Here is a 23572-nt window from a genome sequence, read left to right as displayed (position 1 = left end):
TGCGAATTCCGACGAAGCCGGCCAGTGATTCCGAACAATCACCGGCCACCCATTCCGATTTCATTCCGGCCGGGATTCCGATTTGAAGCCGGCCACCTTTGGACATCACCTGGGTCGTTGTTGAGGTTTGGTTCGAGTTTCGTTTCGGGTCAAGCCTGAGCGGTTTGCGGCATGGCGACGGCTCGCTGTTTTCGCATGCTCTCGCCACCCAGTTCGATGCGGTAAGCATTGTGCACGAGGCGGTCGAGAATGGCGTCGGCGATGGTGGGATTGCCGATGATCTCGTACCAGCGATCGACGGGAACCTGGCTGGTGACGATGGTCGAGCGCCGCTCGTATCGGTCCTCGATGATCTCGAGGAGATCACGGCGCTGATCGTCGCTGAGCTTTTCGGGGCCCCAGTCGTCGAGGATGAGCAGATCGGTCCGGGCCAGCGCCTTCAGCATCCGGGCATAACGGCCGTCGCCCCGTGCTAGGGCAAGAGCGGCGAAGAGCCGTGGCGCGCGATGATAGGCGACGGAGAAGTCCTCGCGGCAGGCCTTGTGGCCGAGGGCACAGGCAAGCCAGCTCTTGCCGACGCCGGCCGGTCCTATGATCAGGAGCCCATGCCGCTGGCGGATCCAGTCGCAGCCAGCGAGCTTGAGGAACAGCGCGCGGTCGAGGCCTCGCTCGGTACGGAAGTCGACATCTTCGACCTGCGCATCATGACGCAACCTTGCCGCGCGGGCACGGGCTTCGAAGCGCTTCTGGCGGCGAAGTGTCGCTTCCTGCTCGAGCAGAATGGCGAGCCATTCGCCATGATCGAGGGTGCGCGCTTCCGCTTGGGCGTCGAGGTCCTGGAAGCCTTTGGCCATACCGTGCAGGCCAAGGTCGCGCAGCATGTCGAGGGTGGGATGGGTCAGCATGATCTGTTGTCTCCTCAATGGAAGTAGCCGGGACCACGCAGATTGGCGTGATCGATGATGGCGCCGGCACCGGCACCGGCTCGGGCGGCCTTGTGGTTGGTGATGAGGGCGGCGATGCTCTTGCAGGTCAGCCCGCCGATCTCGACGGCACGCGCCGAGACCGCCTCGGCGCGTTCATGGCTGAGATCGCGATAGAGGCGCAGAACGCCCAGGCATGTCCGGAAACCCTGTTCGGGATGCGGGCGGCTTGCCAGAATGGCGATGATCAGGCCTTCCGTCTGCGGCCCGATCGACGCCGCCCAGCGGCGGAAGCGCATCGGCGTCCACTCGGCGTAGCGGCGATGAGAGCTGGGCATGTGATCGGGGTTGGTGCCGTAGCGGCGACCGCCATAGCGGCGTTGGTGAACGGCGACGCGCTTGCCGCGATGGAAGATCTCGATCGTCCTGCTCGTCGCGCGGATATCGACCTGCTGACGAATGAGGCCATGCGGCACGGAATAGAAGAAGTCCTTGAACTCGACATGGTAGTCAGTGGCGACGCGCGCCAGACGCCATTCTGCAAACTCGTAGCCCTGCACCGGCAGGCTGGTCAGAACGGGTCGTTCCACGGTCTCGAACAGATGGCGGCGGCTGACACCGAGGCGGCGCATGACATGGTCGTTGATGCGATCGAGCGCCCCGGCGATCGCCGCGTTGGCCTCGGCCAGCGAGAAGAAGGTCTGCCGCCGCAGCCGGCCGAGGATGCAGGTCTGGGCAAAGCGAACCCCGTTCTCGACCTTGGCCTTGTCCTTCGGCCGTCGCGGCCGAGCCGGCAGCACGCCGACACCATAATGAGAGGCCATCATGCCGTAGCTGCGGTTGATCTCGGGGTCATAGAAGGAGGCATGATTGACGCCGGACTTCAGGTTGTCGGGCACGATCAGGCGCGGGACACCGCCGAAGAAGTTGAACATGCGCACATGCGCGCCGATCCAATCCGGCAGCGCCTGCGTCCAGGTCGCTTCCGCATAGGTGAAGCCCGACGCCCCGAGGACGCCGACGAAGATCTCCGCCTCGCGGATCTCGCCGGTCAGCGGATCGGCGATCGAGAGCTTCTTGCCGGAATAGTCCACGAAGACCTTGTCGCCGACGACATGTTCCTGGCGCATGGTCGGCGACAAACGCTTCTCGAAGCCGCGGAACAGGTCACAGAAACGACTGTAGCCGTAGCCACCGGGGTGGACGGTGCGATACTCCTCCCACAGGAGCATCAGCGTGACGCCGGGCTTCTTCAGCTCCAGCGCAAGATCCGCCCAGTTCGGCTCGGGCAGGCGGCGCTGGCCCTGCCTGACCCCGGCGCGAGCAAACAGCCGGTTCTCCAGCGCATCGTCGGTTAGGTCGCCAGACAGCGGCCAACGCAACCCCGCCGCGGTCGCGCGCTTCAGATTGTCCTGCACGGTGCTGCGCGCGATGCCCAGCATCTGCGCGATCTCGCGGCTGCTCGTGCCATCGCCGGCAAGCCGCAGCATCTGTCGTAATTGTCTCATGGTCAGCCTTCTCTTTGCCGGCATCGCCCGTCCCTTGTTGAAAAGGTCCGTCATGCCAAAGTTGCTGACCCAGGTGGTGCGTCTTCAGTCCCTCAAAGCGGCCGGATATTGATCGGAATGCTGGCCGGCTTCATTCCGGAATGGTGGCCGGCTTCAAGTTGGAATGCCCGGCCGGATAACGTCGGAATCCGCAACCCAGACCAGCTTCGCCCGGCGAGCGCTAACCGTGGTGCCCTACAGGGGTCCCTTTTGCGCGCCGATCCAGGGTCCCCATTCCAGGCCGATTGACAGTTTGGTCGCTCTCAGCGCCTGTACCAGCACGCCGGGTGGTGGATCAGCCGTCGATGAGTCCGACTCGCAGTTTCGAACGCGTGTTGAAAGCCAGATTGAGCAATGCACTCGCAACCGTGCCGCGAGCCCAGCGGTTTGTCGGCATACAGCCTACATGGCGGCGATTGCCGCCGGTTTCTCTCCGAAGGAAGCGGCACGCATTGCCGGGACGAGACCGGAGGGTGCCAGGCTATGAACAGCCCTGGCGCACTCGCTTAAACCTCGATAGGCACAACCCACGTCACTTCAATACAGAGCGATGAAGGCAGAACGTCGCCTGTTCCACAATTGAAACGGCGACGATGTTGGCTCAAAGCCTAATCAGAAAACGTCAGTGGCGGGTATATTCGTAGCGTACGAACAGCCAGCTTTCCCCGGTACCATTGGCCATCATCACATGCTGCTCTTTGAGCATGTGGTCCGCATCGGAACTTGAAATCGCCATGTCGGACACCATGAAGCGTCCTTCGACCTCGGAGCCAAAGCCGACAAATCCCTGCGGCTCGAACTGGACATTGATCTTGCCATCGACAGCAGGACCGAAGCTGCGTGCTGGCATGATGCTGACCGGGAAGCGCGTATCCATGGACACGTATTTCCAGCGGCCCTCTACCCGGTCGAAGTTGAGATAATCCAACCTTGTGAAAGCCGCCGTTCGCGATCCGGGTTCCGGCTGCATCGTCTCTTGCAGAATGGGTCCGACCATCTTTCGTTCGGCAATGAGCCCCCGGCTGACGATCGGCTGTGCTCCAGGCGACGGCCAAATGCTGGCGACGACATCCCATTTGCCCGTCTGCTTAGCCAGCATCTGCTCTTCAGGACCTGCCTGAGACATGCGTCGAGCGGCGGTGAGATCATCGGCCGATGAGCGGTGAACACCAGCGGCCGTGATGATTGAGAGGGCCAAAGTCAGGCTAAACAACGTCAAAGTCACTTTCCGCATGGCGCTCTCCTGTTTGATCCGCCGTTTTCGATTGTCAGCAAGCTAGGAGATTGCATTGGGAAGATAGACCCGGTCGCCCGCAAAGATCGCATCCGGACTGAGGATATGATCCATGTTGAGCACGACAGTGTCGGCCACATCCGCCGAATTGGCCGTGGCGATGAGCCGGATGCTGTCGCCGTTCTTGACTTCCACCCACCGGTAGCCGTTCTGCTCCAGCTTGGGATTGGTACGTCCGTCGAGATTGCTGGGACCACCGGGATCGAGCTTGTCGGTTCCGTGGTCCGGTGGCGTGCTGACGACACCGGACTTGCTGCCAGGATCGGTGCCGGGAGCGCCGTCACCCAGCAACTGGCGGTCGATGGTGTCCCAGGCAAACAGGAACATACCCACCCCGAAAGCAAGGCCGAGCGCTATGCGATCGGCCTTGCCCCAGCGGGCATCCGACTCGGCGCGCGCGTTGATATCTTCCTCGGTTCTCGGCACAGCCTTGCGGTTGAGTTTGTCCGCGCGAATGGCGGATGTCCAGAACTCAACAGTACCCAAGGTAAAGAGTGTGATGGAGGTGACGTCCAGAGGCCTTTCCAACGCATAGGTCGTGGACTGGTCCCATACACAGGCCATGAAAGCGCCCGACCCGGTCACGAAAAGGAAGTTTCCGAGATGATCGCCAGCGGTCCGCATCACTGGCCTGCCCGTGAATGCCTGCACGACCGATTTAGGGCCGAAGATCACATTGCCTATGGAGAATGTGCTGTTCGCGATGAAATTCGTAGCAGGACCTGTGCCTCGCAAAGTGCCTTCAGTCGTTGAGGGCGACGAGAGGATGAACGACAGTCCGCACGCTGCATTGAGGATCCTGCCCAGCGGTTTGTGGTTCGCCGTTGCGTTGGGCAGAAGCGCCTGCGTGGTGAAGACAGCGCCACGTATGGTAAACGCGACGCCCGAGGCGACCGTCGACCAAGGTTGGGGCAGTGACGTCCAAACTCCATAGGAAGAAGAGGCCATCGGAGCCAGGGCGGAGGCGAACTGTATGTTTTCCTTGATCCGGGCATGGATCAGAGCTGCCTTAAGCCAGGCCGCCTGATCTGGTGTCATGGCCTTGTTGTGGGTCTTCCAGAAGGTCGTCAACTGTAGCACCGACAGCGCGTTGGTCTGTTTCGTCGTCATCCACTCAAATTGCTTTGGCGTGAACTTGCGTAGCTGGCCTGGGCTCAGTTCGCCCAACTGCTTCGGCGTCAGCGCCTGCACCTGTTTTTTCGTCAGCGCCTCGATCTGATGGATCGTCAGGGCATCGAGCTGCTCACGCGTCAGCGCGGCAATGTGATCTGGCGACATCTTGGCGGTCGTGGCCGGATTGCGGGTTGCGACGAGGTCGGGTTTGAAGGCCGCAACCTGTTTTGGCTCCAGCTTGTTGAATTGGGCAGGCCTGAACGCTTCGAACTGTTCGGCCGTGAAGGCGTTGCGCTGCTCGTCGCTAAGGGCGGCGATCTGGTCCGGCGTCAGTTTGCGCACCTGCTCCTTGGTGAGTGCGGCCAGTTGCTCGTGCGAGAATGCAGTAAGCTGCTTCGATGAGAACGCCGGGATGCGACCGGGCGCAATGGCTTCCAGCTTGCTCGGCCGGATTGCCTGCAATTGCTCCGCGCTCAAAGCTTGCAACTGCTTTGGTCGCAACGCGGCAAGCTGACCGGATCTCATCTGCCCGAACTGTTCGGGGAGGAATGCCGCAACCTGCTCAGGCGTGAGCCTGGCAATGTTCTCGGCCTTGATGGCGTTCAACTGCTCGCGGGAAAGTCCCGACATTTGGTCGGTGGAAATCGCCTTGACCTCTGACCTTGTCGGCATCCGTACCGGTTGTGCATAACCAGGCTCGGCGGCGGAGTTCACCGGAAGCTCGTGGCTGACGATCTTGCCGCTTACAGGATCAAAAACCGCCTTGCCGCGATCAATTGCCGGGGGCCAAGCGGGTGATGGTCCGGTGGCAACGTTCACCGCTTGCTGCGACGTTTCGTTGGTTCGGGACTGCATTTCGCTGACGTCGTCATGGGTCCAGACCGAGGCACTGACGCCGGGTGGTGTCTCGAGGAGCGGTGTTTGCGGCATCTGGTTGCCATATCCGCTTGTGTCGGGTTCAGGCGTGCTGCTGAAGCGGCGTGTCTGCGGGTTCCAGACAAACCCTGACGGCAGGGAGCCTTTCGAGGCAGGCTGCTTGCCAGACGCTTCGAAACGTTCGAGAACTTCAGGGGCCGGTGGTGCCGTCGTGCTATCGGAATCATCGGTGTCCGGAGCTGCTAGCGGCTCGGCATGGCTGGTGTCGTCGCCACGCGTTTGCGGCGGCGTCAGGACCTCCGTGGATGGTTCGTAGCGTAGCGCACCATCGGCATCGCGCCCGGCGACGACATGCGAAAACAATTCGACGCTGTCGCCCTTGTCGTCGAGGAAAAAGACATCTTCGACACTGACCTTCCCGTCCGTCCTGCCGTTGATCTTCAGAGCGATGTCCAGCTGACGGCCCGGGTACGGCGCAAAACCCTCAAGAAAGACAACCACCTGGCGCACATGCCGTCTATCCGCTTCCAGATGCTGCTGGCGCGAATTGACGATCTTCCCCACCTTCGTAACATCGCGGGCGTCGTATTTCCTATAGTGCTTGACCTCTATCGAAAAGAACGAGCTGCCGAACAGGGTTGCATGTCCATCCGGCTGGGCGTGTTTCACTTTAGGATCCGTATGGATGAGTTTTCCGTTCAAAAAACGGGATTCACCCTCAACCTCCGGTACCGCCCAACGCAAAACCTCGACGGCGCGATTTTCGAATGCAGTGTCCTCCGCCCCCATGAGCTTCACCTTCGCTTGATCGCGAACGCCCTTGAGCTTCTTTTCGTTTTCCTCAGCGAGCTGCAGTTTGCCGGCCAGATCCTGATCGTCCGGCTTGCTTTTGACGGCCCGCGTCAGCCCGATCCTGGCCTTCTCCGCGGCCTTCCAGTTCTGTTCGGCGAGCTCCAAGGCCTGTCGGGCTTTCGCTACCGGTGTCGCCGGCGGGGGTTCATCAGTCGCAGCCGGGTTTGTCGCCGTTTCCAACGTTTCCTGAAGGTCTCCCTTGTCCGGCACGCTCTCACGCATCGGCGGGCGCGCCTGGTAGACATCATCCGATCGGTTGAGCTCAGTCGTTTCGCGGTGCAAGCGGGATCGCTCATTCGTCTCGTGCCGCTGCAGCTGCTGTTCGCTGGTCGGTCCCTCGCGATCGACCGATGGCGTCGGTTCATCCTCGCTGCTGGTGTATACTGAGCCGCTGGTGTCCCTTTCCGGCATGCGGCTGAAGCTGCGTGTTGTTGGATCCCAGACGAGACGCACGCCAGACGTTTCTCCGTCGCCTGACGGTTCTCCTTTGCCAACCGTCGGCGATGTTGGCTCTGGTCCATGTCCCGTGCCGGCTGGCAGGGCGCGTGGGCCTGTGGGATTGGTACTTTTCGGCGTGCCTTCGGGAGCATTCCGCGTGCCAAAATTGGTCCCCGGCTTGCTGGGCTTTTCACTGATCACCTCGCCCTGGATGACGATTTCATCTGGGCTCTGCACGACATATCTGCCTGTCGGCCTGTAAACGCCGTCGGGGCCAGCCTCGTAGACGTGACGCAGCCAAGGCTCTGAGCCAGTGTCACCCGCAGGTGCCGCAGCCGGAGTGTCGGTTGGCGGTATGTCACCGGATGTGGGACCATCGCCACCACGGGGGCGAGGCGCGCCCGGCATGTTATGCAGCAGTCCGCGGGCGCCGAGGCCCGTACCGAGGGCACCTGTCCCTATGCCCATGATGGCATTGGCGAGTTCGGCAAACGACATTTCGTCGCCGTGCAGCGCCAGGTCCGTTGCTGAGCGTGTGAGTATCGGCACGCCAGCGACAAAGCCGGCCGCATCGAGGCCCCAGGCAGCAGTATTGAGCCTGCTGCTATTCCGCATGAAGTTGCTCACTTCGCCAGCATAGGACGATTGGGGCACATTCACCTTGAATTTGCCGATGCTCCAGCTGGCATCCTCCGTCCGCATCATCCCAAATCCAGCTTTGACAGACTGGAATGTGGTCGAAGACGCTTCTGATCTCATCAGGCCAAATGTTCGCAGCGAACCTGCACCGAGCGGCAAGAATGAAACGACGCCTGTCGCGACATTCCACGCAGACTGGCTATCGAATTCGCCGCCCTGCATCAGGTGCTCGCCCTCCCTGTACAGCGTCTTGCCACCAAGGACCGCACCGGAAGTGAGTGCGATCGGTATTGCCCACTGACCACCTGGGAAGAAGGAGACAACGGTGCCAGCGCCTGTGACGACGCCAAGGCCGATGTCGGTTGCCTTGTCCCAGAAGTCCACCTTGCGCCCGTCTACAACCTCCAACTCGTCGAGCGTGAACTTCCCATCGGCGCCGAGCGACATCTCGCCGCCTTTCGCCATGACCAGCTTACCCTTGTCGCTGAAGATGCGGTTCTCGTGCTGGAACTCGTCGAAGCTGTCGTAATGTTTGCCGCTGCTGTCGACGTAGCCGGCATCTTTGTCGCCATCCCTGATCTGGAACAGCGCTGTCATCGACTCCAACCCGCCGTCGAGCGCAAAGATCGGAACGATCTTGACCTTGGCATTCTCGCCGGCGCGATCATGGATTTCGTCGGTGACTTCCTCGACCTCCTCGCTCGATGGATCGAGGCCAAGAATCCGGGCGACCGCGCCATTCAGTTCATCGGGTTTGTATGGCTTGTATTTGCCGGTGAAGCCCTGGTCGTAAAGGTTCTCCAACGGGCCCAGATATCCGCCAAGTGCCTCGTTTCCATACACCTGGAAAACTTCGTTGCTGAGTTCCGATTCACGCCTGGCATCGTCTTCGATGAGTTGTGGGTGCTGGGCTGACACACTGTACCGATGACCTGCCGCTACCATCTTAGGCCGCGTCTCGGTCGCCCATTTCTCCCACTGCTTCATTTCGACCTCGGCTATGCCGCGATCGATTTCGGCAAAGGCCACCTGCGGATGGACCCAAAGCTTTTGGCCATTCATCTCGATCTGGACAGTTTTGCCGCTATCGCCAATCGCACCAGCCCCATGTTTTTCGTAGGCCGCCGCGACTTCCGGCGCGACCCATAGATCGCGGTCGTTGACCGTGATCTTCACCGGCTGCTCACCCGGCTTCAGCGTGCCCACGGGTGGTTTGGTGGTGCCGCCATCGGGATGGTCGGTGATCGCTTGATCGAGAGCTGTTTTGGCTACGCTGAACTTGATCTCTGCCTGGCTCTTCTTTTTATCGAACAGGTCTCTCTCTGCGTCCAGGATCTTGGAATTAGTCGCATCCAATAGCGGTTCGGTGCCCAGGCCATCCGGTGTATAGACCGGCGCTGAGGTTGGCGCGCTCCGCATCGCCAATGGCATGTTTTGCCACTGCCTGTTCAAGGGGTCGTTGCGGAAATCGTCCCTGATGTTCCCGTCGTTGAGACCGTAGGTAAGCTGAACCTTCAAAACGTTGGTGTCGTTGTTGTTTTCATCCGGGAAAATATCGTTCTCGTAGGTGTTGACCATATAAAGCTGGCCATTTTCCTCGAAGAATTCTTGTTTCAGGAGCTTGCCGGAAAAATCGCCGTCACCGTTGGTGAACCCCTTCTCATCGAAATTTTGCGGGTTCCTCTGCCTGGCCTGCGCGATGATCTGCTTGATCTGCTCGACCGGCACACGAATGGTCAAATCCACCGCATTCTTTCGAGCGATCTCGTACTGCGCGTAGGCTTCAGCCAGCGTCACCTCACTGCCCGCCACCATTTGCAGCGTTTTCAACTCTTTGAGTTTCAGGCTTTCAGGTTTGACGCCAGTCCACCACTTCGTCGTAAGCTTGACCTCCGACTGGCTGGCTGCACTGACCATCAAATCGACGGTCGCCTTGTTGCCCTTGGCAGTGTGCAAGCTTGATTGGATGAAAAGGTTGGAGACCTCCGAGTGCTTGGCGTTGGCGTCTAGATCGACCTGCATATTGGTCGGCCCGTCAGGCCGGGTCCGGTTGCCGATGGCCGGTAAAGTCGCCTGTTTGTCGGTGGCCGCGATAAGGTCTTTCTCACCTTGCGTGTATTCGACCTTGGCAGTCGTGGCCTTTTCAAGCCTGTCATTGGCGAGGATCAGCCGCTGTTGCGCCTCGGCCAGCGTGCCCTTCGGGGTGGGTGCCCATCCGAGTGTCGATTTGGCGGTATTTATTGCTTCCTTATAAGCGGGATCCAGCGCGTAGACATCCAATTGCGCTTGAGCCTGTTCCGATTTCGCCTGTGCCGCGCTCAAATTCGCAATCGCGGTGTTTTCAGCGGCAAGCGCCTTCTTCACCTCTGGATCGAACCACAGCCAACTTCCGTCAACCAAATCCGGTGTCCACTTGCCGCCGGATTTGGTTGGTTCCTTCGGCGGGGCACCGAACGGGCCGGCCGTCGTGGCAGAGCCGTCGAGCTTTGGCTGTCCAGGTTTTCCGCCGCCATATTTGGCGACTGCGTCCTTTGCCGCCTGCTGCTTGTCCCTGACGTCCTTGAGCAGCTCAGGGCTTGCCCCGCCGAGGATAACTTCCAGGGTGGTTTTGAGAACCGTATCTGTCTTGGCTGTCTCCGGGTCCTTGCTCTCGGGGTTGATCGACAAGAGCAGAGTGGCCAACGCCTCCTGCGCTGTGCCAGCCTTGATATCGAGGTTCGTTCCCGTGGTGTTGTTGTGCAGCGTTATCTTGCCGTCCGGCTTCGTGGTTAGCGTGTAGCCGTTGGCCGTGACCTCGACGGTCGTGCGCGTTCCGTTCTCGATCCTGACTTTTTCGCCGGGATGAATGAGGTTCGGGTCGCGAGGCTTATCGAAAAGCCCCGGATTGGTTTTCCTCAGCTCATCCAGGGTCGCGCCGTGCTGTTGCGCGATGAGCGTGAGGTTGTCGCCCTGTTTGACCTTGTAATCGATCGGCTTGCCACCGTTGAGCTTTTCGGTGGTCGTCTTTGTAGTACGACCATCCTTGTCGGTGACGATATTGATCTCGGTGCCGGCCTTCGGATCGATGATGGTCGTGGTGGTCTCGCCCGTCTTGGTGTTGCGGGTGGTGGTCGTCGTCTTGTCAGTGCCGTCTTCAGAGGAAGATCTAGAATCAAAAGGTGCCGCCAGGATCGTCGGTGCTGGAACCACATTGCCGTTTGGGTCCAGCGCCCCCACTCCCGGCATTGGGATCACGCGATCGGGACCGCTGCGGGCAGGGGAATTTCGTGGTGCCGTGGTTTCGATATCATTCCTGGCATCGATACCGGTTGAATTATCTGCTTCGGGCTGGCCCGACGACGATTGAAAGGGTGTCGCCAGGATTGTCGGTACTGAAACCACGTTGCCATTTGGGTCCAGCGATACCCCTCCCGGCATCGGTATCACATGATCAGTACCGCTCCGGGCGGGGGATCTTCCTGACGCCGCAGTGTCAAGGTTGGTCAATTCGGTGTTCGTACGCCGAAGCCTCTGCTGCAACTCAGAGGCTTTCTGCGTTTCATTCATCATCCGTGCGAGCTTGATTTTGTGATCAAGTTTCTGAGCTTCGGCCTGCAATTGTGTCGAGCGGCCGGTATCGCTCTTCGGCGTTATTTTCGGAGTGCGCGGCGATGAATGAAGAATGGATCGAATTGCCATAAACTATCCTCCGCTAAACACGCGATCCTTGAGGGGACTGTCGATTTTCAAATTCTTGCTTTCCAAATTGACAGCCTGCGATAGACCTGAGCGCCAACTTGTGGACTCACGCATCCGGCAGCCGTTAATGGGCGCATTCAGACGACTAGCTGCTGGTTCGGTTGGCGAAAAAGTCGCCTTCGAGTCTCCGTATGTAAAACAAACCGATTGATCTGTTTTGTCAAGATTGACAGGATGACACGCATGAAGACAGAGCGACAAAAGCGAACCAACGATCCCGTGGGCATGCGCAACCGGGTGCTGGATGTGGCCGATCGGGCGTTCCAGGCAACTGGGTATGGTGGCACCAGCACGCAAGATCTCATCAGCGCGGCCGGCGTGACCAGCGGTGCTCTCCATCATCATTTCCCGACCAAGAAGGCCTTGGCGCTGGCGGTGATCGATGAGCGGGTGATTGCAGAGGTCGAAGATACCTGGGTGTCGACCGTGCGTGAGGCGACGAGCGCTCGCGAAGGGATATTGCGGGTCTTCGAAACCGTGGCGGCGGCGCTCGATGAGCAAGGAAAGGTGTTGGGTTGTCCGCTTGGCAACCTTGCGCTGGAACTTTCGCTTGCGGATGCGGATTTGAGAGCGGCGCTGGCGGGCGGGTATGACGGTTGGCGTTCGACTATCGCCGAACGGATCAGGGCTGACCAGGAAAGGGGAGGGGCGGGTTATGCTGAAGACCCCGAAGCCTTTGCAAATGTGGTCGTTGCAATGTTCTCCGGCGCGATGGTTATCGCAAAAGCCGAACAAGACACCTTCGCGCTCAAGGCTTGTGCCGCTCAACTCGATGCCATGATGCGACGCTGACGGAAGCCGGCCGTGATTGCGACACACGGGCATCAAAACGACAGGGCTTTCACGAGCTTGGTTCGCTAGATCAGCCATGCCGGAACCGCCTTGCGCCCTGTAGAGGATCGCAAGTCCCCAGAAACATCGAACGATGAAGAAGACCAGTCCAACAACCCCAGCCATGAAAACATCGCCGGCCCATCGCACTTCCGCTGCCACTCCCGGCAACGTGACGAAGACGATGGTGATCGAGATCACGAAAATCAGGATGTTGCGGACTTGAAACCAGTAATGGGAGCGTACCCATGGAGGGGTGTCGCGCCTGAAGGCGCCGAGGCTGACCATGCCGATGGCGAAGGGGATGGTGAAGATCCCAATTCCCATCAGCGCCACGATGAGGAGAATATAGACGACGAGCGCACGTCTGCCCTCGTCACCCTCGGTGGGTGCCGTCATCACTTCGGTTCCTTAGTTCAGCGAGTGCCTTCCTGACTCAACGATCAGGAAGCGCGATCCAAAGTTTTTGCGCGAAGCCGCGCTTGTCGAGCGCATAGATTTTACCGTCAACAACGGCTTTTCCGTTGCTGCAGCGATAGGCGTAGATCGTGTCATGACCCGTGGCCACGAGCGGCACGAAATCAGAGTTCGGGGTGGATCGACAGAACTCGTCCGCGCCAGGGTTTTCGCGAGCCGTGTTCATCTTGTCGCACACCAGGTTCGCGCCGAGGAAACAGGCCATCACCTTGGCGTCCATGCAGCGGAATTTGATGGATGTATCGAGCTCCTCGTCTGATGGCTCTCCTTGCGCGCCGGGAAACAGGCGCTGGTAGGCGCGTATGGCTGCGTCGCGCAGCGAAGGCTCGTAGGTGCGAACCGTGTCGTCGTTGCGCACCTGGCGGCAATATTGGTGCAGATCCTTTACCGGCGCTGCCAGTGCGCCGCCGGTCCCAACAAGCAAGACAAGCACGCCTAAAATGATGGCCGCATGGAACCTGACGATCGTCGGAAAGCGGAACGTCATCATCGCTGTCTCTCCGTTATGGATAGCCTGGGGTAGAACCGACGCTTCCTAGCGATCTGGAAGCTCAGCCCAGAGCGTCTTCGCAAAACCCCGTTCGTCGAGCTCGACCGGTTCGCCAACAACCTGCGGTTTCCCGTTGCTGCATCGATAGGAATAGGCGGCGTCATGACCTGCTTCAGAGGCAGGAACGTCACCGGTATTCGGGTTCGCCCGGCAATATTCCAACGCTCTGGAGAAATTCATCTTCACGCAAGGCAGGTTCGCTCCGACAAAACAGACCATCACCTTATCGTCCATGCAGCGGTACTGGGCCTCATTCTCGAAATCCGATGGGTCCGGTTCGCTTTTGGCGTCGGGAAACAGCAGCTTGTGAGCGCGTATGGATCCGTCGCGAAGCGAGGGATCATAGTTGCGCACCGTGTCGTCATTTCGCACCTGGCGGCAGTACTGGTGGAGGTCCCTCACCGGCGCTGCCAGCGCATCTCCAATCTCAAACGAACCGGCAAGCACTCCCAGCAATATGGCAGCGTAAAAGCAGCCAACAGGCAAAAAGCGGGCGATGATCATGACAACCTCCTCAGGAAAATGCGCGCGACGTCGTCTCTGACTCTCGACCGCACACAACACGAGTGAGCAGTCGTGTGAGGATGGCGCGCAGTTTGACTGTTATCAGCCAGTAGACGGCTCCTCCGGCCGCCGCGGCCAGGCTCACCAGAACGATCGCGATAGCGTCCGACCCCGTGAACCCGGCGCCGTCCTCGTGAAAACCTCCGATGGGTATAGCGCCGGTGGGAAGGGGGCCGAAATAACCCGCAATCGCCCAGACGAGCGGCATCCCAAACATCGCAACGACCAGATATGTCGACAGTCTTTCACCGCGCATCAGCCGCTTAATGATCTCGATCGCGAATGCAAACAACATCACCATGAGGGTGCCGGACCAGTAGATGGCCTGCGCGATGCGCCAGAAGGATGCGTCGGCAGGCAGGGCGATGCCGGAAAAGAAGTAGAGGGTGCAGACTGCGCCGGCGACCGCTAGGCCGGCCGCGTAGGTGGTAGGATGGAGGGCGGCGAAAAAGAAGCTGATGGTACCTGTCACCCTCAGGTATCGGGCCAATCCCGGAAGGACGGAAAGGACTGAGATCGCACTGGCCGTCGCCAGGCCGACGCTGAAGCCGATGCGTTGGGGGGCGGCATAAAGGTAGCCGATGGCGAAAGCGGCGTCGATGGCCAGTATGAGTGTGGTCTTCCAGGTCGGTCGCATCTGCTGCTTGCTTTCACGAGGTCGGTTCAAGGGCTCGCTGCCTGCCTCAAATTCTCCGCGAACCGGACGATATTCAATTAGCTAATCAACTTATCGATTGCTCGTCAACGATTAATTGATTTCCTAATTGACTTTCTGTATGATGCGCTCATGTCCATTCAGCTGATATTCGAGGCCCTGTCCTCGCCCGTTCGTCGCCAGATCCTTGCATATGTCGCGCATCACGAGTTGAACGCGAGCGAGATTGCCGCGCGTTTCAATATGTCGAAGCCTTCGATCTCCCAGCATCTGCAACTGCTCGAACATGCCGGCCTGGTGACCAGCGAGAAGCGCGGCAAGTATGTCTACTATCGTCAGGTTCCGGACACGCTGGCCTCCACGCTTACCGGTTTTGTGCAAGAGATCTGCCCGATAGGGGGGCCGCTCCGGCGTGAGAGCGCCGCGTTGGCGAAGGAGGCAGACGAAGCCACAGAGCGCCGAAAAGCACTTGGCGTGACCGATCCCGTCGGATCGATTTAACGCCGGGCAGTTCGCGAAACTGTGGCTCCGGCTTGTCATTGAGGTGTATCCCAGACTCAAAAACAAACAGATTGACCTGTTTTGTCAAGGTTGGCATAGGGAAGGATGATTGTCCGATGCTTTACGTCATGGATAAAACCGCGGCAGGTCGAGGCCCGATCCAGGTCGGCAATCGCCGATTTGACCCCTCTTGGGTTGGGGCGACCGCCAAGGGGAGGGTTGCTTTGCTGGCATTGGTGTTATCGACCGTCGTCTCCTCCGCTGCGCTTGCACAGGTTCCGAAAGAGTTCCTGGGGGAATGGTGGTCAACCTTGGCACCTTGCGAACAAAGCGACGAGTTCTTCAACGGGCTGACGATCAATCCATACAGCCTGGGTTTTTACGAGATCGGTTGCGAAAGACTGTCAACTCCCACGAAGCTTCCTGCGGGAATCCTTCGGTTCAAAGCCGCCTGCTTCAAGGGCGGCAGCCCCCAAACGAATGGATGGGTCGAGCTGGGTCGCGGAAGCAAAGGCGAGATTTATCTGAAGCTGGACGGTTTCTCTTGGACCGCCTCCAAGTTCGAGACGTACCGTCGATGCCCCAGTTCCAAATGAGAAACGCGACCCATGCGTGCGGCCCGTCCAACCAGTCGCATCGCACCTGTTCGCGCAATAAGCTCGAAGGTTTGCGTCGATGTTGCGCTAACTGACGATCGCAGTCTCCTGCATCAACTGGTTTGGAAAATGTCGATAGCCACAAGAGACGCACTGACCGTCGCGCGAATCTGCCGGGTCAACCATGCCGGTGAATTTGGTGCCATTCGCATCTATTCAGCCCAGATCGCTGTGGCCAGTCGGCTCTATCCCGATTGCGTGCCTATGCTGTCTGAGATGCTGGGCCACGAGATGACGCACTGCCAGCTGTTTCGCGATGCGATGCCGCGGCGAAATTCACGTCCCTGCCGCGTCATGCAGTTCTGGAGTTGGGGTGGCTGGTGGCTAGGCTTCCTGACGGCGTTGCTTGGGCGACACGGGATTTGGGCTTGCACAGCTGCCGTGGAGGAGACGGTGCATCGCCATCTCGACGACCAGCTCCATTTCCTTGCCGGACGAGACAGAGGTCTCCATGACATCATTGCATCGATCCACGAGGAAGAGCTGGCTCACTTGCACCTTGCCGAAAGGCAACTGGGCTCTCGCCGATCCTATCTGGCGTTTCTGCGCGGACTGATCGGGATGGCCACCGATGTCCTGATCTGGTTGTCGACATGGGGTGATTCAACGCGCATGGCCAAGGCTCTGGCGGATGCAAAGGGCGAGCATGGTTGAACAAAATCCCAAGGAAAACGTGAGGATCATCGGCGATGTTAGCCTACCAGCTCACCGCATCACTCGGGACACCGGTCGCCCTTTCACTCGCGGGTTTTGTCGGCCCCTCTTAATGCCGTCCGGAGCAGCCAGCGGAACCGTCTACTGGCTGATAACGGTGAAACTTCGTGCGATCCTGACGCGCTGGCTTAGGCATGTCCTTTACGGGGCAAGGTCGGCGGCCAGTTCGTGCGCATTTTCCTGAGCAGCAACAATGAGACGCTTCTCTCCTTGGCCTATGTCCCTTCGAGGGTCGTTGCTGTTATTGGCGGTCGCCATCTGCGGCTTCGGCCTCGCAGGGGGCCTGTTCTGGCTGTTCGGACCACTCGCCTTCTTCGCTGTGATCCCGTTCGCCACTTTCCTCATCTTGCGTGGCGGCTTTCTGATCGTCGTCGGCACGCAGGACGCGTGGACAAGTCGTTCACGCCCGCTCGTCGCCGCCAGCCTGGTGATCGCGCCTATCATCGTCACGGCGTTAGGTGCCGCGAGCACGCTTCCTCTCATACGGATCGGCGCAGCCACCAGCACCTGGGTCTGGTTTCTAGCGCACCGCGGGACGTACCGGGAGATCGCCCGTCAGATCGAAAGTGGCGAGCTGGTCCCGGCTCCAACATTCTATCAGAAGGCGCTTGGAACGCAGTTTATCGTCGACCTTGGGCCGCCAAAGCGTGTCGCGTTCCCGCTGTTTGGCGGTTTTGGCGACAATTGGCGCGCCGTCGTCCATGACCCGACAGGCGTGGTCAAAAGAGCTCGTTTCAGAAACCCGGGCGAGGGCGGTCCGGACGACATTGAGATGATGTTTGGCGGCCAGATGGTCGGTTGCAGGCTGATGGTCGAAGACTTCTACGACTGTAACTTCACCTGAGAAACAGCAAGGCGCAAAGCCGCTGCTCAAGGATCTATCAAGGATCTATTTGCCAGCGAGAAGGAATTCTATGCCTCGGCCGCCAGCGTTTGCCACTGCGTTATGGAATTCCAAAATATGCGATTGTGGCAGCTCTGAAGCTGCGCAGATATGCCGCTTCCCTGAATAGCAAACGACCCCCCTCGCATTTGCGGGGGAGTTCGCACTCTCACACGGATCCAATCTTCACGCTTACGAAGGCCCCATGCGCCTAACTGTTCGAAGAAGGGTCGGAGCACAACGCTTGTCGAAAAAGCCGGCTGAATTATTCACCGAGCACGCGGCGCCGCTCCTCGAACTCGTCCTTGTCGATCTCGCCGCGCGCGAAGCGCTCCTTGAGAATGTCGAGGGGCGTGCGGCCAGGCAGTGGGTGATGGACCGCCATCGAACCCGGCCATGGTCCGCCCACCCAGCGCACCAGAAGAACAGTTACTGCAATCAGCACCGCCAAAAACAATATCATAAACAATGGACCGAAAATCATGGCGGACCAGCCTCCATCCCATCCCATCATGTGTGGGCCCCAAAGGTATCGGTCGCTGTCGGACGGCGCTTGAGCCGACGCCAAGCCTGACGAAAGGGCAAGGACAAGGCCCATCGCAGCGACCGACTTCATCGAACTTGTGCGCATCGCTTTGCTCCACCGTTGACAATCGCTTTTCTTACCACGGCGATCAGCGCTGTGCTTTGCGCTTGATCAAGTGGTCTTGGCCCATCGTGTCATGACGACCGGGCCTGGCGAGAGTCCGAGTGCAACGCTGGAAGCTCCTCACGTCAAACGTGTTCGATCCGCTCACAGGCTCGTTGCGGATGTCAAAGGTCTGGGTCTGTGAGCGTTGGCTGGATTTCGACGGGACGTCGGCTCCGCAGCGCGACATAGATCGCCGGTATCACCAGAACGGTCAGCAATGTGGATGAGGCAAGGCCGAACAGCAGCGAGATCGCCAGTCCCTGGAAGATTGGATCCGTCAGGATCACCGCGGCGCCGATCATGGCCGCCAATGCGGTGAGCAGGATCGGTTTGAAGCGAATGGCGCCAGCCTCGAGCAGCACCTCGACCAGTGGCCGATCTGTGCCTTGCGTGTGGCGTATGAAATCCACCAGCAGGATCGAATTGCGAACGATGATGCCGGCGAGCGCGATGAAGCCGATCATCGAGGTCGCCGAAAATGGCGCTCCGAACGCCCAGTGGCCGAGCATGATGCCGATCAGCGTCAGCGGAATCGGCGTCAGGATGACCAGCGGCAACTTGAACGAACCGAACTGCGCCACGACGAGGATATAGATGCCGAGGATCTCCGCCTGGTCGAAAACGATGGAAGCGTCAGATTCGAAGACTTCGTCGCTAACCTCCATGCAATCGATCCCATATTCGCGCGCGATATAAGCGCCAACTTCGGTATCGGTGTCGTGGAATGCCGGCAGGCAATGCATGAATTTGACATGCGGATTGCCGCTTGATGCCATCACGTCCTTCGTCACGCGGTAAGGCGTCAAAAGGCCAATCCGATCCGCCCAGCCGGCCTTGTCTTCACCCATGGACAACCAGACGTCGGTGTAGATGAAGTCGGCGCCTTCGACACAGCTAGCCAGATCCTCATCCAATCTGAAACGACCGCCGCTGTGCTGTGCCAGATCCCGTACATGCGTGCAGAAGCTGTCGTCTGGCCAGAGCTTCTTGGGTGAAGCGATGCGGATACCGGCCAGGACAAGAAGGTGGATGATCCACAACAGAATCGATGCGCCCAGCACCGCCTGCCAAGTATTGCCATCGCCAAACGCCGGGAAGAAATACGACAGCGCGCTGAACACGATCACGGCATAGGATACGTTGCCGACCCAGGCGCTGATCCAATAGCCCCAGGCGCTGGTGAAACCGATGAAAGGTCCGAACCCGGCCTTGGCATAGGCATAAGGACCTGCATCGAGCTCAGGCCGGCGTGTTGCCAGCGATTGGTAGACGAATACCAGCGCAAGCATGCCGACAGCGGTGATTGCCCAGCCGATCAGGATCGCCAGCGGGCCCGAGCCTGCTGCCATGTTCTGGGGCAGGCTAAACACGCCCGAACCCACCATCGAGCCGACCACCAGTGCCGTCAGGGATCCGAGTTTCAGTTTCGTCGATGACGCCGGTGCGGCATCGTGGATGGGAATATTGATTTCGGTTGTGGACATAGCGCCCTCCGCTGTTGGAACCGTGAGGGGCAGTCAACAGCATCCGGAGGCGGCAAGCCTTGACGCTCGTCAATTTTGGCGTGGCGCTGCCGTCATCCAAGCCAGGCTCCGCTTGGACGACGGCAGCGGGACTGGCCAAGACAGATAGAGCGGCGTTTGAGACTTGGCCGCTTCGGTGACGGCGGGGAGTGGCCGGCGAGTAAGACAGCGTCAGTGCGGGCTGCGCCAACGTTTCGCTCGAGATTGCCCGGCCTTGGCTTGTTGCTAAACAATACTTACGCGTGCGGCCACAGATGCCGTAGCGATTTCTTCATCGAATTGCGGACCTGGACGGTCTCGCCATGGGAGAGGTGGTGATCGAGAAGCTGGAACACAGCCCCTATGGCAATGTCATAGTCAAGGTTCGGTTCGTAGCCGAAACCATGCCTGACGCGGATAACGAAATCGCGTTTGCTGCGTCCTCTGGCAGGTTCAGTCGGGCTCCAGCCTTCGAAGAACATACCCCTGATGAGCGTCGGCAACTGGGACGAAAAATCTGCTATCTCCTCAAGGGAGAGCCAATCGCGCACCGCATGCAGGACTGTCTTCAACAGTCGCAAGGCATCCTGCTCGTTCCAGTCAAGATCCTTCGCCAGTTCGTTCACCCATCGCTGGGCCTGTTCGGCTGCATGCTGGAAACTCTTCTGCGAAGTATGGAATCCCGTGCCTGCCATGATCATCGCCTCGTCGTTTGGCTAGTGATCACTCTAGGCGCACGAACGGTTGGCGCATTGCGTCAAATCAAGTTCGCTGGAGTCGCTGCGTGCGGGCGTGGGACGCAATGGGCACGCGATGCGCTCCAATGACCTACTGCAGGAACTGGCGAAAGCGACGCAGCGAGAACAAGAACAGCGCTGCACTAATGACTGCCAGCGCGACGAGCTGCGGCCAGACCACGTCAAGACCGGCCCCGCGAAAGAGCACAGCTTGCGCCAGGATCACGAAATGCGTGTTTGGGGCGGCATACATGATGGCCTGGATGATTTCGGGCATGTTCTCGCGCGGCGTCACGCCACCCGAGACGGCACGCTAAGCAAACCTTGGACAACAAAGAACAGGCAAAATGCCGTCGCCGCCAGAACGACAGCTCCCATGGACCAGATCTTGCCGACCATGATTTCGAAGGCGGTGACCGGCATGACCATAAGGTGTTCGATCGCCTACCATACTCCCCGAGTGCCGTCATGTTGGGAAACTCCCGCAAAATCGGTCGACCCGCGATGCATGGAGCAGAGCACTGTCTACGTATCAGGAAGGAAACCAGCCGGTCGTCGCGTGTGCTAACCGCACCAAGCTGCCTTGTGCAATCCCAGCGTTCATCCCGTTGATCGCCCATGTGCACCATTTCCGCCAAAGTGTCTGACGAAGTGATGCCGGATGATCTCCAGCGGTGCGCGTTTGCGTATTCCTGAACCTTGCCGATCCCGTGACTGGTTTGGTAGTGGGCAGGAACCGCTCCGGATTCCCCTGAAGCATAGCTACCACCAGCATGGGATTAGAGGCCTATGTTGTGGGGCGGAACTGCTCGCCGGTCTGGGCGAAGGGCAGGTAGCCGGATTCAGTGTCCTTCGCCAATGCCGACGTCTTTCAGAAAAGCAAAGGCCGGGCCGAGCTTTTAGCACGGGGAGATAAGGTGGCGACGTTCGCCTCGGTCTGGGGTTGCGACGGTCAAATTTCAAACGTCAGTGTAAACGAAAGCACCGCCGTTAGAGGTCTGCGTATATCGTCTCGATCCGTGCAGCTTCATCATCGGTAAGGGCTGCAAACTCCTTATCGCGCGCTCGTTTTGACAGCTTGCCCCCATTCTGCCGGAGGAAACGGTACAGTAGGTCGAGCACCCGGTCCGGCATGTCGATCATGCCCTTCACCTGCGCCTTGAAGCTGTCGTAGCTCCTGAGGAACGCGGTCTCAGCGGGTAGGTCGACATCGATTGCGCGCGCGACGCATTCGAACAGAAACTCCGCCTGGGGCGTCGCATCGAAATAGCGATAGAAGTCCGCCGTCTGGTTCAGGACCTCGACATTGCCCCGATCGGTCGGGCGCCAGCGAATGAGTGGTAGAAGACGACGTGAATATGTTTCCAACACGCGCCGGTAGTCGTCGATCCGATCGAGAATGACGGCCGATACGGGGAAGACAAGACCGGGTGGGTTGAAGCCGCGTTCCGCCAAGACATGATGCATGAGGTAGCGGTGGAGACGGCCGTTGCCGTCCTCGAACGGGTGGACGTAGATGAAGCCGAATGCGAGAACGGCCGCAGCAAGAACCGCATCGAGGCTCCGCGCGGCGCCGCGATCAAAGGCAGCCAATCCGTCGATCAGCGCGGGCAGGTCCTGATGTCGCGCGCTGATGTGATCGGGAATGGGTGTACCGTTCTGCCGGTCGTGTTCGCCAACAAATCCGCCCTGATCTCTCAACCCGAGATGGACGAAACGTGCGTCACCAATGACGATGCGCTGCAACCGCTCCAATTCTGTGCGGTCGATTGGGCGACGGCCCGCCTCGCCAACCACGTGCCCCCAGCGCTGAATGCGATCCTGGGGTGGATCCTCGCCCTCGATCTGGAAACTCGATCGCGAATCCTTGAGCAACAGAAAGGCCGCCGTGCGGGCAAGGAGGTCTGCGGGCAAGTCGGCCACGAGACGCCGTGCTTCGTCACTGAGATTGCGGGCGACAAGTCGCTCCAGCAGCGGCGTGCGGAAGATCAGCGGGCAATATGCGGGCGTGCCGGGCAGATTGTTTTTCACGCGATGGCGTGACGACGTCGTCCCATCAATGGCCCACTGCTGGTCCGTATCAACAACAAGGGCATAGCTTCCCTGTGTCGCGTCAGGCAGGTCGAGTCGCGCATTGAGCAGCCATTCGTACAGAAACCAGATCCGCCGTGCATAGGCGCCAGTTGGAGTTGCGCGTATGAGGGTCGCAATCGGCTCTGGTCCCGTGGCGAGAAACAAGGTCTTCAGAATCGCAAGGTCGAGGCCTTCATAGCGAAGCGCGAAGATGAGATGGCCGCCAAGACTGGCGTCAGGCCGGTGGCGTGGCGTATGGAGTTTCCACCCGTCGGCCTCGTAGACTTTGTGCCGCGGGCCGATCGCGGCCAGGTGGATAGGCACCGGCACCGCCAAACCGAAGGCGTCGATCAAGGCGGCATAGCCGACAGGAATGGCAGCTTCGGGCAATGGACGCGCATGAAATGCGGTTACTGCTTCTGAAAATGGCTTCCGTTGCCCAGGTTCCATAAATTTCGATACCGATCTATCGTCGGGCGCGCCTGATTGCAGAATTTCATGAAAATCGATAACCTTCAATGAATTTCTATGAAAATAAAATAGATTCTGTGAAAACCGATTCCAAAGCTCTGTGTTGGAAGTAAGCTGAACCAAAATTTCGTCTGGTGCACGCCAATGACGACCACATCTGGAAAAGCAGGATACGGCTGGGCGGTATTCGCCTCGGTCATCGATTCTCAGCCGGATCTTCCAGAACAGATATGCCGGCGCACTGATCAGCCTTGTCCTTGTTGGCGCTTTCCTGGCCATGACACAGCCAGTGTTCCTGACGTGGCCCAATCTGATGAACATCGTCAAGTCGAACAGCGTCGTGTTCATCCTGGCGCTGGGCGCGACCTATGTGGTCATCTCCGGCGCCGTCGATCTGTCGGTTGCGAGCGCGACCGCAGCCTCGGCAATGGTGCTGGGGTTGCTGCTGTTGGCTGGCGTGTCGGCACCGCTTGCCGTCGTCGCCGCGGTCCTGTTCGGCGCCCTTCTCGGCGCGGTCAACGGTACGCTTGTCTCCTACTTCAAGATCTCCTTTTTCGTCGTTACCCTGGGCACGCTGTCCGTGTTCCAGAGCTTCGCTCTCATCATCAATGACGGGGCCAGCGTCAGCGTCTTTTCGACGGCGGGTTTCAAGCCGATCAACACTTTCGTCAACGGCAGCATCGGGCCATTTCCGAAGATGCTCGTTTTCGATCTGGTTCTGCTGCTGCTCGCCGGGGGCATCTTGCGATATACCTCCTTCGGCAGAGCGCTCTATGCCATCGGGGCCAACCCAGAGGCAGCGCGGCTGAACGGCATTGACATCAGGAAGGTCATGCTCGCCGTCTTC

General features: G+C 59.4%; 16 protein-coding genes and 3 pseudogenes. 6 read left to right on the top strand and 13 right to left on the bottom strand.

All coding sequences use genetic code 11. The features are described 5' to 3' along the window. Positions 1 to 149 precede the first annotated feature (149 nt). The 4 genes from istB to AO692_RS10665 form a co-directional block, all read right to left on the bottom strand. A complete protein-coding gene (gene istB, locus AO692_RS10680) occupies positions 150 to 905 on the bottom strand; it encodes an IS21-like element helper ATPase IstB (protein ID WP_054310052.1) in 756 nt (251 codons plus the stop codon). 14 nt (positions 906 to 919) lie between these two features. Beyond that, on the bottom strand, positions 920 to 2455 hold the full coding sequence (gene istA, locus AO692_RS10675) for an IS21 family transposase (protein ID WP_054310055.1): 1536 nt from the start codon (positions 2453 to 2455) through the stop codon (positions 920 to 922). A 637-nt stretch (positions 2456 to 3092) separates the two neighbouring features. Beyond that, entirely contained in the window at positions 3093 to 3704 is a 612-nt protein-coding gene (locus AO692_RS10670) for a DUF1579 family protein (protein WP_152979800.1), read from the bottom strand. A gap of 42 nt (positions 3705 to 3746) precedes the next feature. Then, positions 3747 to 11360: a LysM peptidoglycan-binding domain-containing protein gene (locus AO692_RS10665; RefSeq protein ID WP_082407309.1), complete on the bottom strand. Its 7614-nt coding sequence runs from the start codon at positions 11358 to 11360 to the stop codon at positions 3747 to 3749. Positions 11361 to 11603: 243 nt separating this feature from the next. Between AO692_RS10665 and AO692_RS10660 the strand changes: the two genes are divergently transcribed. Next, the gene (locus tag AO692_RS10660) at positions 11604 to 12212 is read left to right on the top strand and encodes a TetR/AcrR family transcriptional regulator (protein WP_244483320.1); all 609 of its coding nucleotides are present in this window, start codon (positions 11604 to 11606) and stop codon (positions 12210 to 12212) included. Between the two features lie 475 nt (positions 12213 to 12687). Here AO692_RS10660 and AO692_RS10650 read toward each other — a convergent pair whose 3' ends face one another. The 3 genes from AO692_RS10650 to AO692_RS10640 are packed head-to-tail and all read right to left on the bottom strand — an operon-like array spanning position 12688 to position 14509. After that, positions 12688 to 13218, bottom strand: coding sequence for a hypothetical protein (locus AO692_RS10650; protein WP_054310047.1), 531 nt, complete (start codon positions 13216 to 13218; stop codon positions 12688 to 12690). 45 nt (positions 13219 to 13263) lie between these two features. Continuing rightward, positions 13264 to 13782 carry a hypothetical protein gene (locus tag AO692_RS10645; protein ID WP_054310046.1) on the bottom strand — a complete coding sequence of 173 codons (519 nt, stop codon included), beginning with the start codon at positions 13780 to 13782 and terminating at the stop codon, positions 13264 to 13266. Between the two features lie 10 nt (positions 13783 to 13792). Beyond that, positions 13793 to 14509 carry a hypothetical protein gene (locus AO692_RS10640; protein ID WP_152979799.1) on the bottom strand — a complete coding sequence of 239 codons (717 nt, stop codon included), beginning with the start codon at positions 14507 to 14509 and terminating at the stop codon, positions 13793 to 13795. Positions 14510 to 14629: 120 nt separating this feature from the next. On the opposite strand from AO692_RS10640, the gene AO692_RS10635 reads away from it, so the two are divergent. The 4 genes from AO692_RS10635 to AO692_RS10620 all read left to right on the top strand — a co-directional run bounded on the left by AO692_RS10635 (position 14630) and on the right by AO692_RS10620 (position 17212). Beyond that, positions 14630 to 14998: a metalloregulator ArsR/SmtB family transcription factor gene (locus AO692_RS10635; RefSeq protein WP_200911725.1), complete on the top strand. Its 369-nt coding sequence runs from the start codon at positions 14630 to 14632 to the stop codon at positions 14996 to 14998. A 116-nt stretch (positions 14999 to 15114) separates the two neighbouring features. After that, positions 15115 to 15594 (top strand): hypothetical protein, encoded by a 480-nt coding sequence (locus AO692_RS10630; protein WP_054310044.1) that lies wholly within the window; start codon positions 15115 to 15117, stop codon positions 15592 to 15594. Positions 15595 to 15723: 129 nt separating this feature from the next. Beyond that, positions 15724 to 16308, top strand: coding sequence for a demethoxyubiquinone hydroxylase family protein (locus AO692_RS10625; RefSeq protein ID WP_054310043.1), 585 nt, complete (start codon positions 15724 to 15726; stop codon positions 16306 to 16308). 304 nt (positions 16309 to 16612) lie between these two features. Next, complete coding sequence (locus tag AO692_RS10620; protein ID WP_054310042.1) at positions 16613 to 17212, top strand: hypothetical protein; 600 nt, start codon at positions 16613 to 16615, stop codon at positions 17210 to 17212. A 304-nt stretch (positions 17213 to 17516) separates the two neighbouring features. On the opposite strand, the gene AO692_RS33515 is transcribed toward AO692_RS10620, so the two are convergent. The 6 genes and pseudogenes from AO692_RS33515 to AO692_RS10595 form a co-directional block, all read right to left on the bottom strand. After that, entirely contained in the window at positions 17517 to 17696 is a 180-nt protein-coding gene (locus AO692_RS33515; protein ID WP_244483322.1) for an SHOCT domain-containing protein, read from the bottom strand. A gap of 368 nt (positions 17697 to 18064) precedes the next feature. Then, positions 18065 to 18943, bottom strand: a complete 879-nt coding sequence (locus tag AO692_RS33670) for an efflux RND transporter permease subunit (protein ID WP_280138596.1) — start codon at positions 18941 to 18943, stop codon at positions 18065 to 18067. A 3-nt stretch (positions 18944 to 18946) separates the two neighbouring features. Continuing rightward, positions 18947 to 19426, bottom strand: a pseudogene (locus tag AO692_RS33500) (amino acid permease); the annotation flags it as partial. A gap of 275 nt (positions 19427 to 19701) precedes the next feature. Continuing rightward, on the bottom strand, positions 19702 to 20139 hold the full coding sequence (locus AO692_RS10605) for a DUF2267 domain-containing protein (RefSeq protein WP_054310053.1): 438 nt from the start codon (positions 20137 to 20139) through the stop codon (positions 19702 to 19704). A 133-nt stretch (positions 20140 to 20272) separates the two neighbouring features. Further along, positions 20273 to 20622 (bottom strand): annotated as a pseudogene (locus AO692_RS32220) (ABC transporter permease); the annotation flags it as partial. A 549-nt stretch (positions 20623 to 21171) separates the two neighbouring features. Beyond that, entirely contained in the window at positions 21172 to 22704 is a 1533-nt protein-coding gene (locus AO692_RS10595) for a Fic family protein (RefSeq protein WP_054310039.1), read from the bottom strand. A 298-nt stretch (positions 22705 to 23002) separates the two neighbouring features. Between AO692_RS10595 and AO692_RS10590 the strand changes: the two are divergent. Then, positions 23003 to 23572: pseudogene (locus AO692_RS10590) on the top strand (ribose ABC transporter permease); the annotation flags it as partial.

Source organism: Mesorhizobium sp. 1M-11 (genome assembly GCF_001303895.1).
Lineage (GTDB): Bacteria > Pseudomonadota > Alphaproteobacteria > Rhizobiales > Rhizobiaceae > Mesorhizobium.
The sequence above is the reverse complement of the archived record's forward strand: the minus strand, read 5'-3'. Positions and strand labels throughout refer to the sequence as shown.

What these genes read in the sequence shown, in the direction of transcription:
- istB (WP_054310052.1), bottom strand. Translation starts at nt 905, where the DNA reads ATGCTGACCCATCCCACCCTCGACATGCTGCGCGACCTTGGCCTGCAC.
- istA (WP_054310055.1), bottom strand. Translation starts at nt 2,455, where the DNA reads ATGCCGGCAAAGAGAAGGCTGACCATGAGACAATTACGACAGATGCTG.
- AO692_RS10670 (WP_152979800.1), bottom strand. Translation starts at nt 3,704, where the DNA reads ATGCGGAAAGTGACTTTGACGTTGTTTAGCCTGACTTTGGCCCTCTCA.
- AO692_RS10665 (WP_082407309.1), bottom strand. Translation starts at nt 11,360, where the DNA reads ATGGCAATTCGATCCATTCTTCATTCATCGCCGCGCACTCCGAAAATA.
- AO692_RS10660 (WP_244483320.1), top strand. Translation starts at nt 11,604, where the DNA reads ATGAAGACAGAGCGACAAAAGCGAACCAACGATCCCGTGGGCATGCGC.
- AO692_RS10650 (WP_054310047.1), bottom strand. Translation starts at nt 13,218, where the DNA reads ATGATGACGTTCCGCTTTCCGACGATCGTCAGGTTCCATGCGGCCATC.
- AO692_RS10645 (WP_054310046.1), bottom strand. Translation starts at nt 13,782, where the DNA reads ATGATCATCGCCCGCTTTTTGCCTGTTGGCTGCTTTTACGCTGCCATA.
- AO692_RS10635 (WP_200911725.1), top strand. Translation starts at nt 14,630, where the DNA reads ATGTCCATTCAGCTGATATTCGAGGCCCTGTCCTCGCCCGTTCGTCGC.
- AO692_RS10630 (WP_054310044.1), top strand. Translation starts at nt 15,115, where the DNA reads ATGCTTTACGTCATGGATAAAACCGCGGCAGGTCGAGGCCCGATCCAG.
- AO692_RS10625 (WP_054310043.1), top strand. Translation starts at nt 15,724, where the DNA reads ATGTCGATAGCCACAAGAGACGCACTGACCGTCGCGCGAATCTGCCGG.
- AO692_RS10605 (WP_054310053.1), bottom strand. Translation starts at nt 20,139, where the DNA reads ATGGCAGGCACGGGATTCCATACTTCGCAGAAGAGTTTCCAGCATGCA.
- AO692_RS10595 (WP_054310039.1), bottom strand. Translation starts at nt 22,704, where the DNA reads ATGGAACCTGGGCAACGGAAGCCATTTTCAGAAGCAGTAACCGCATTT.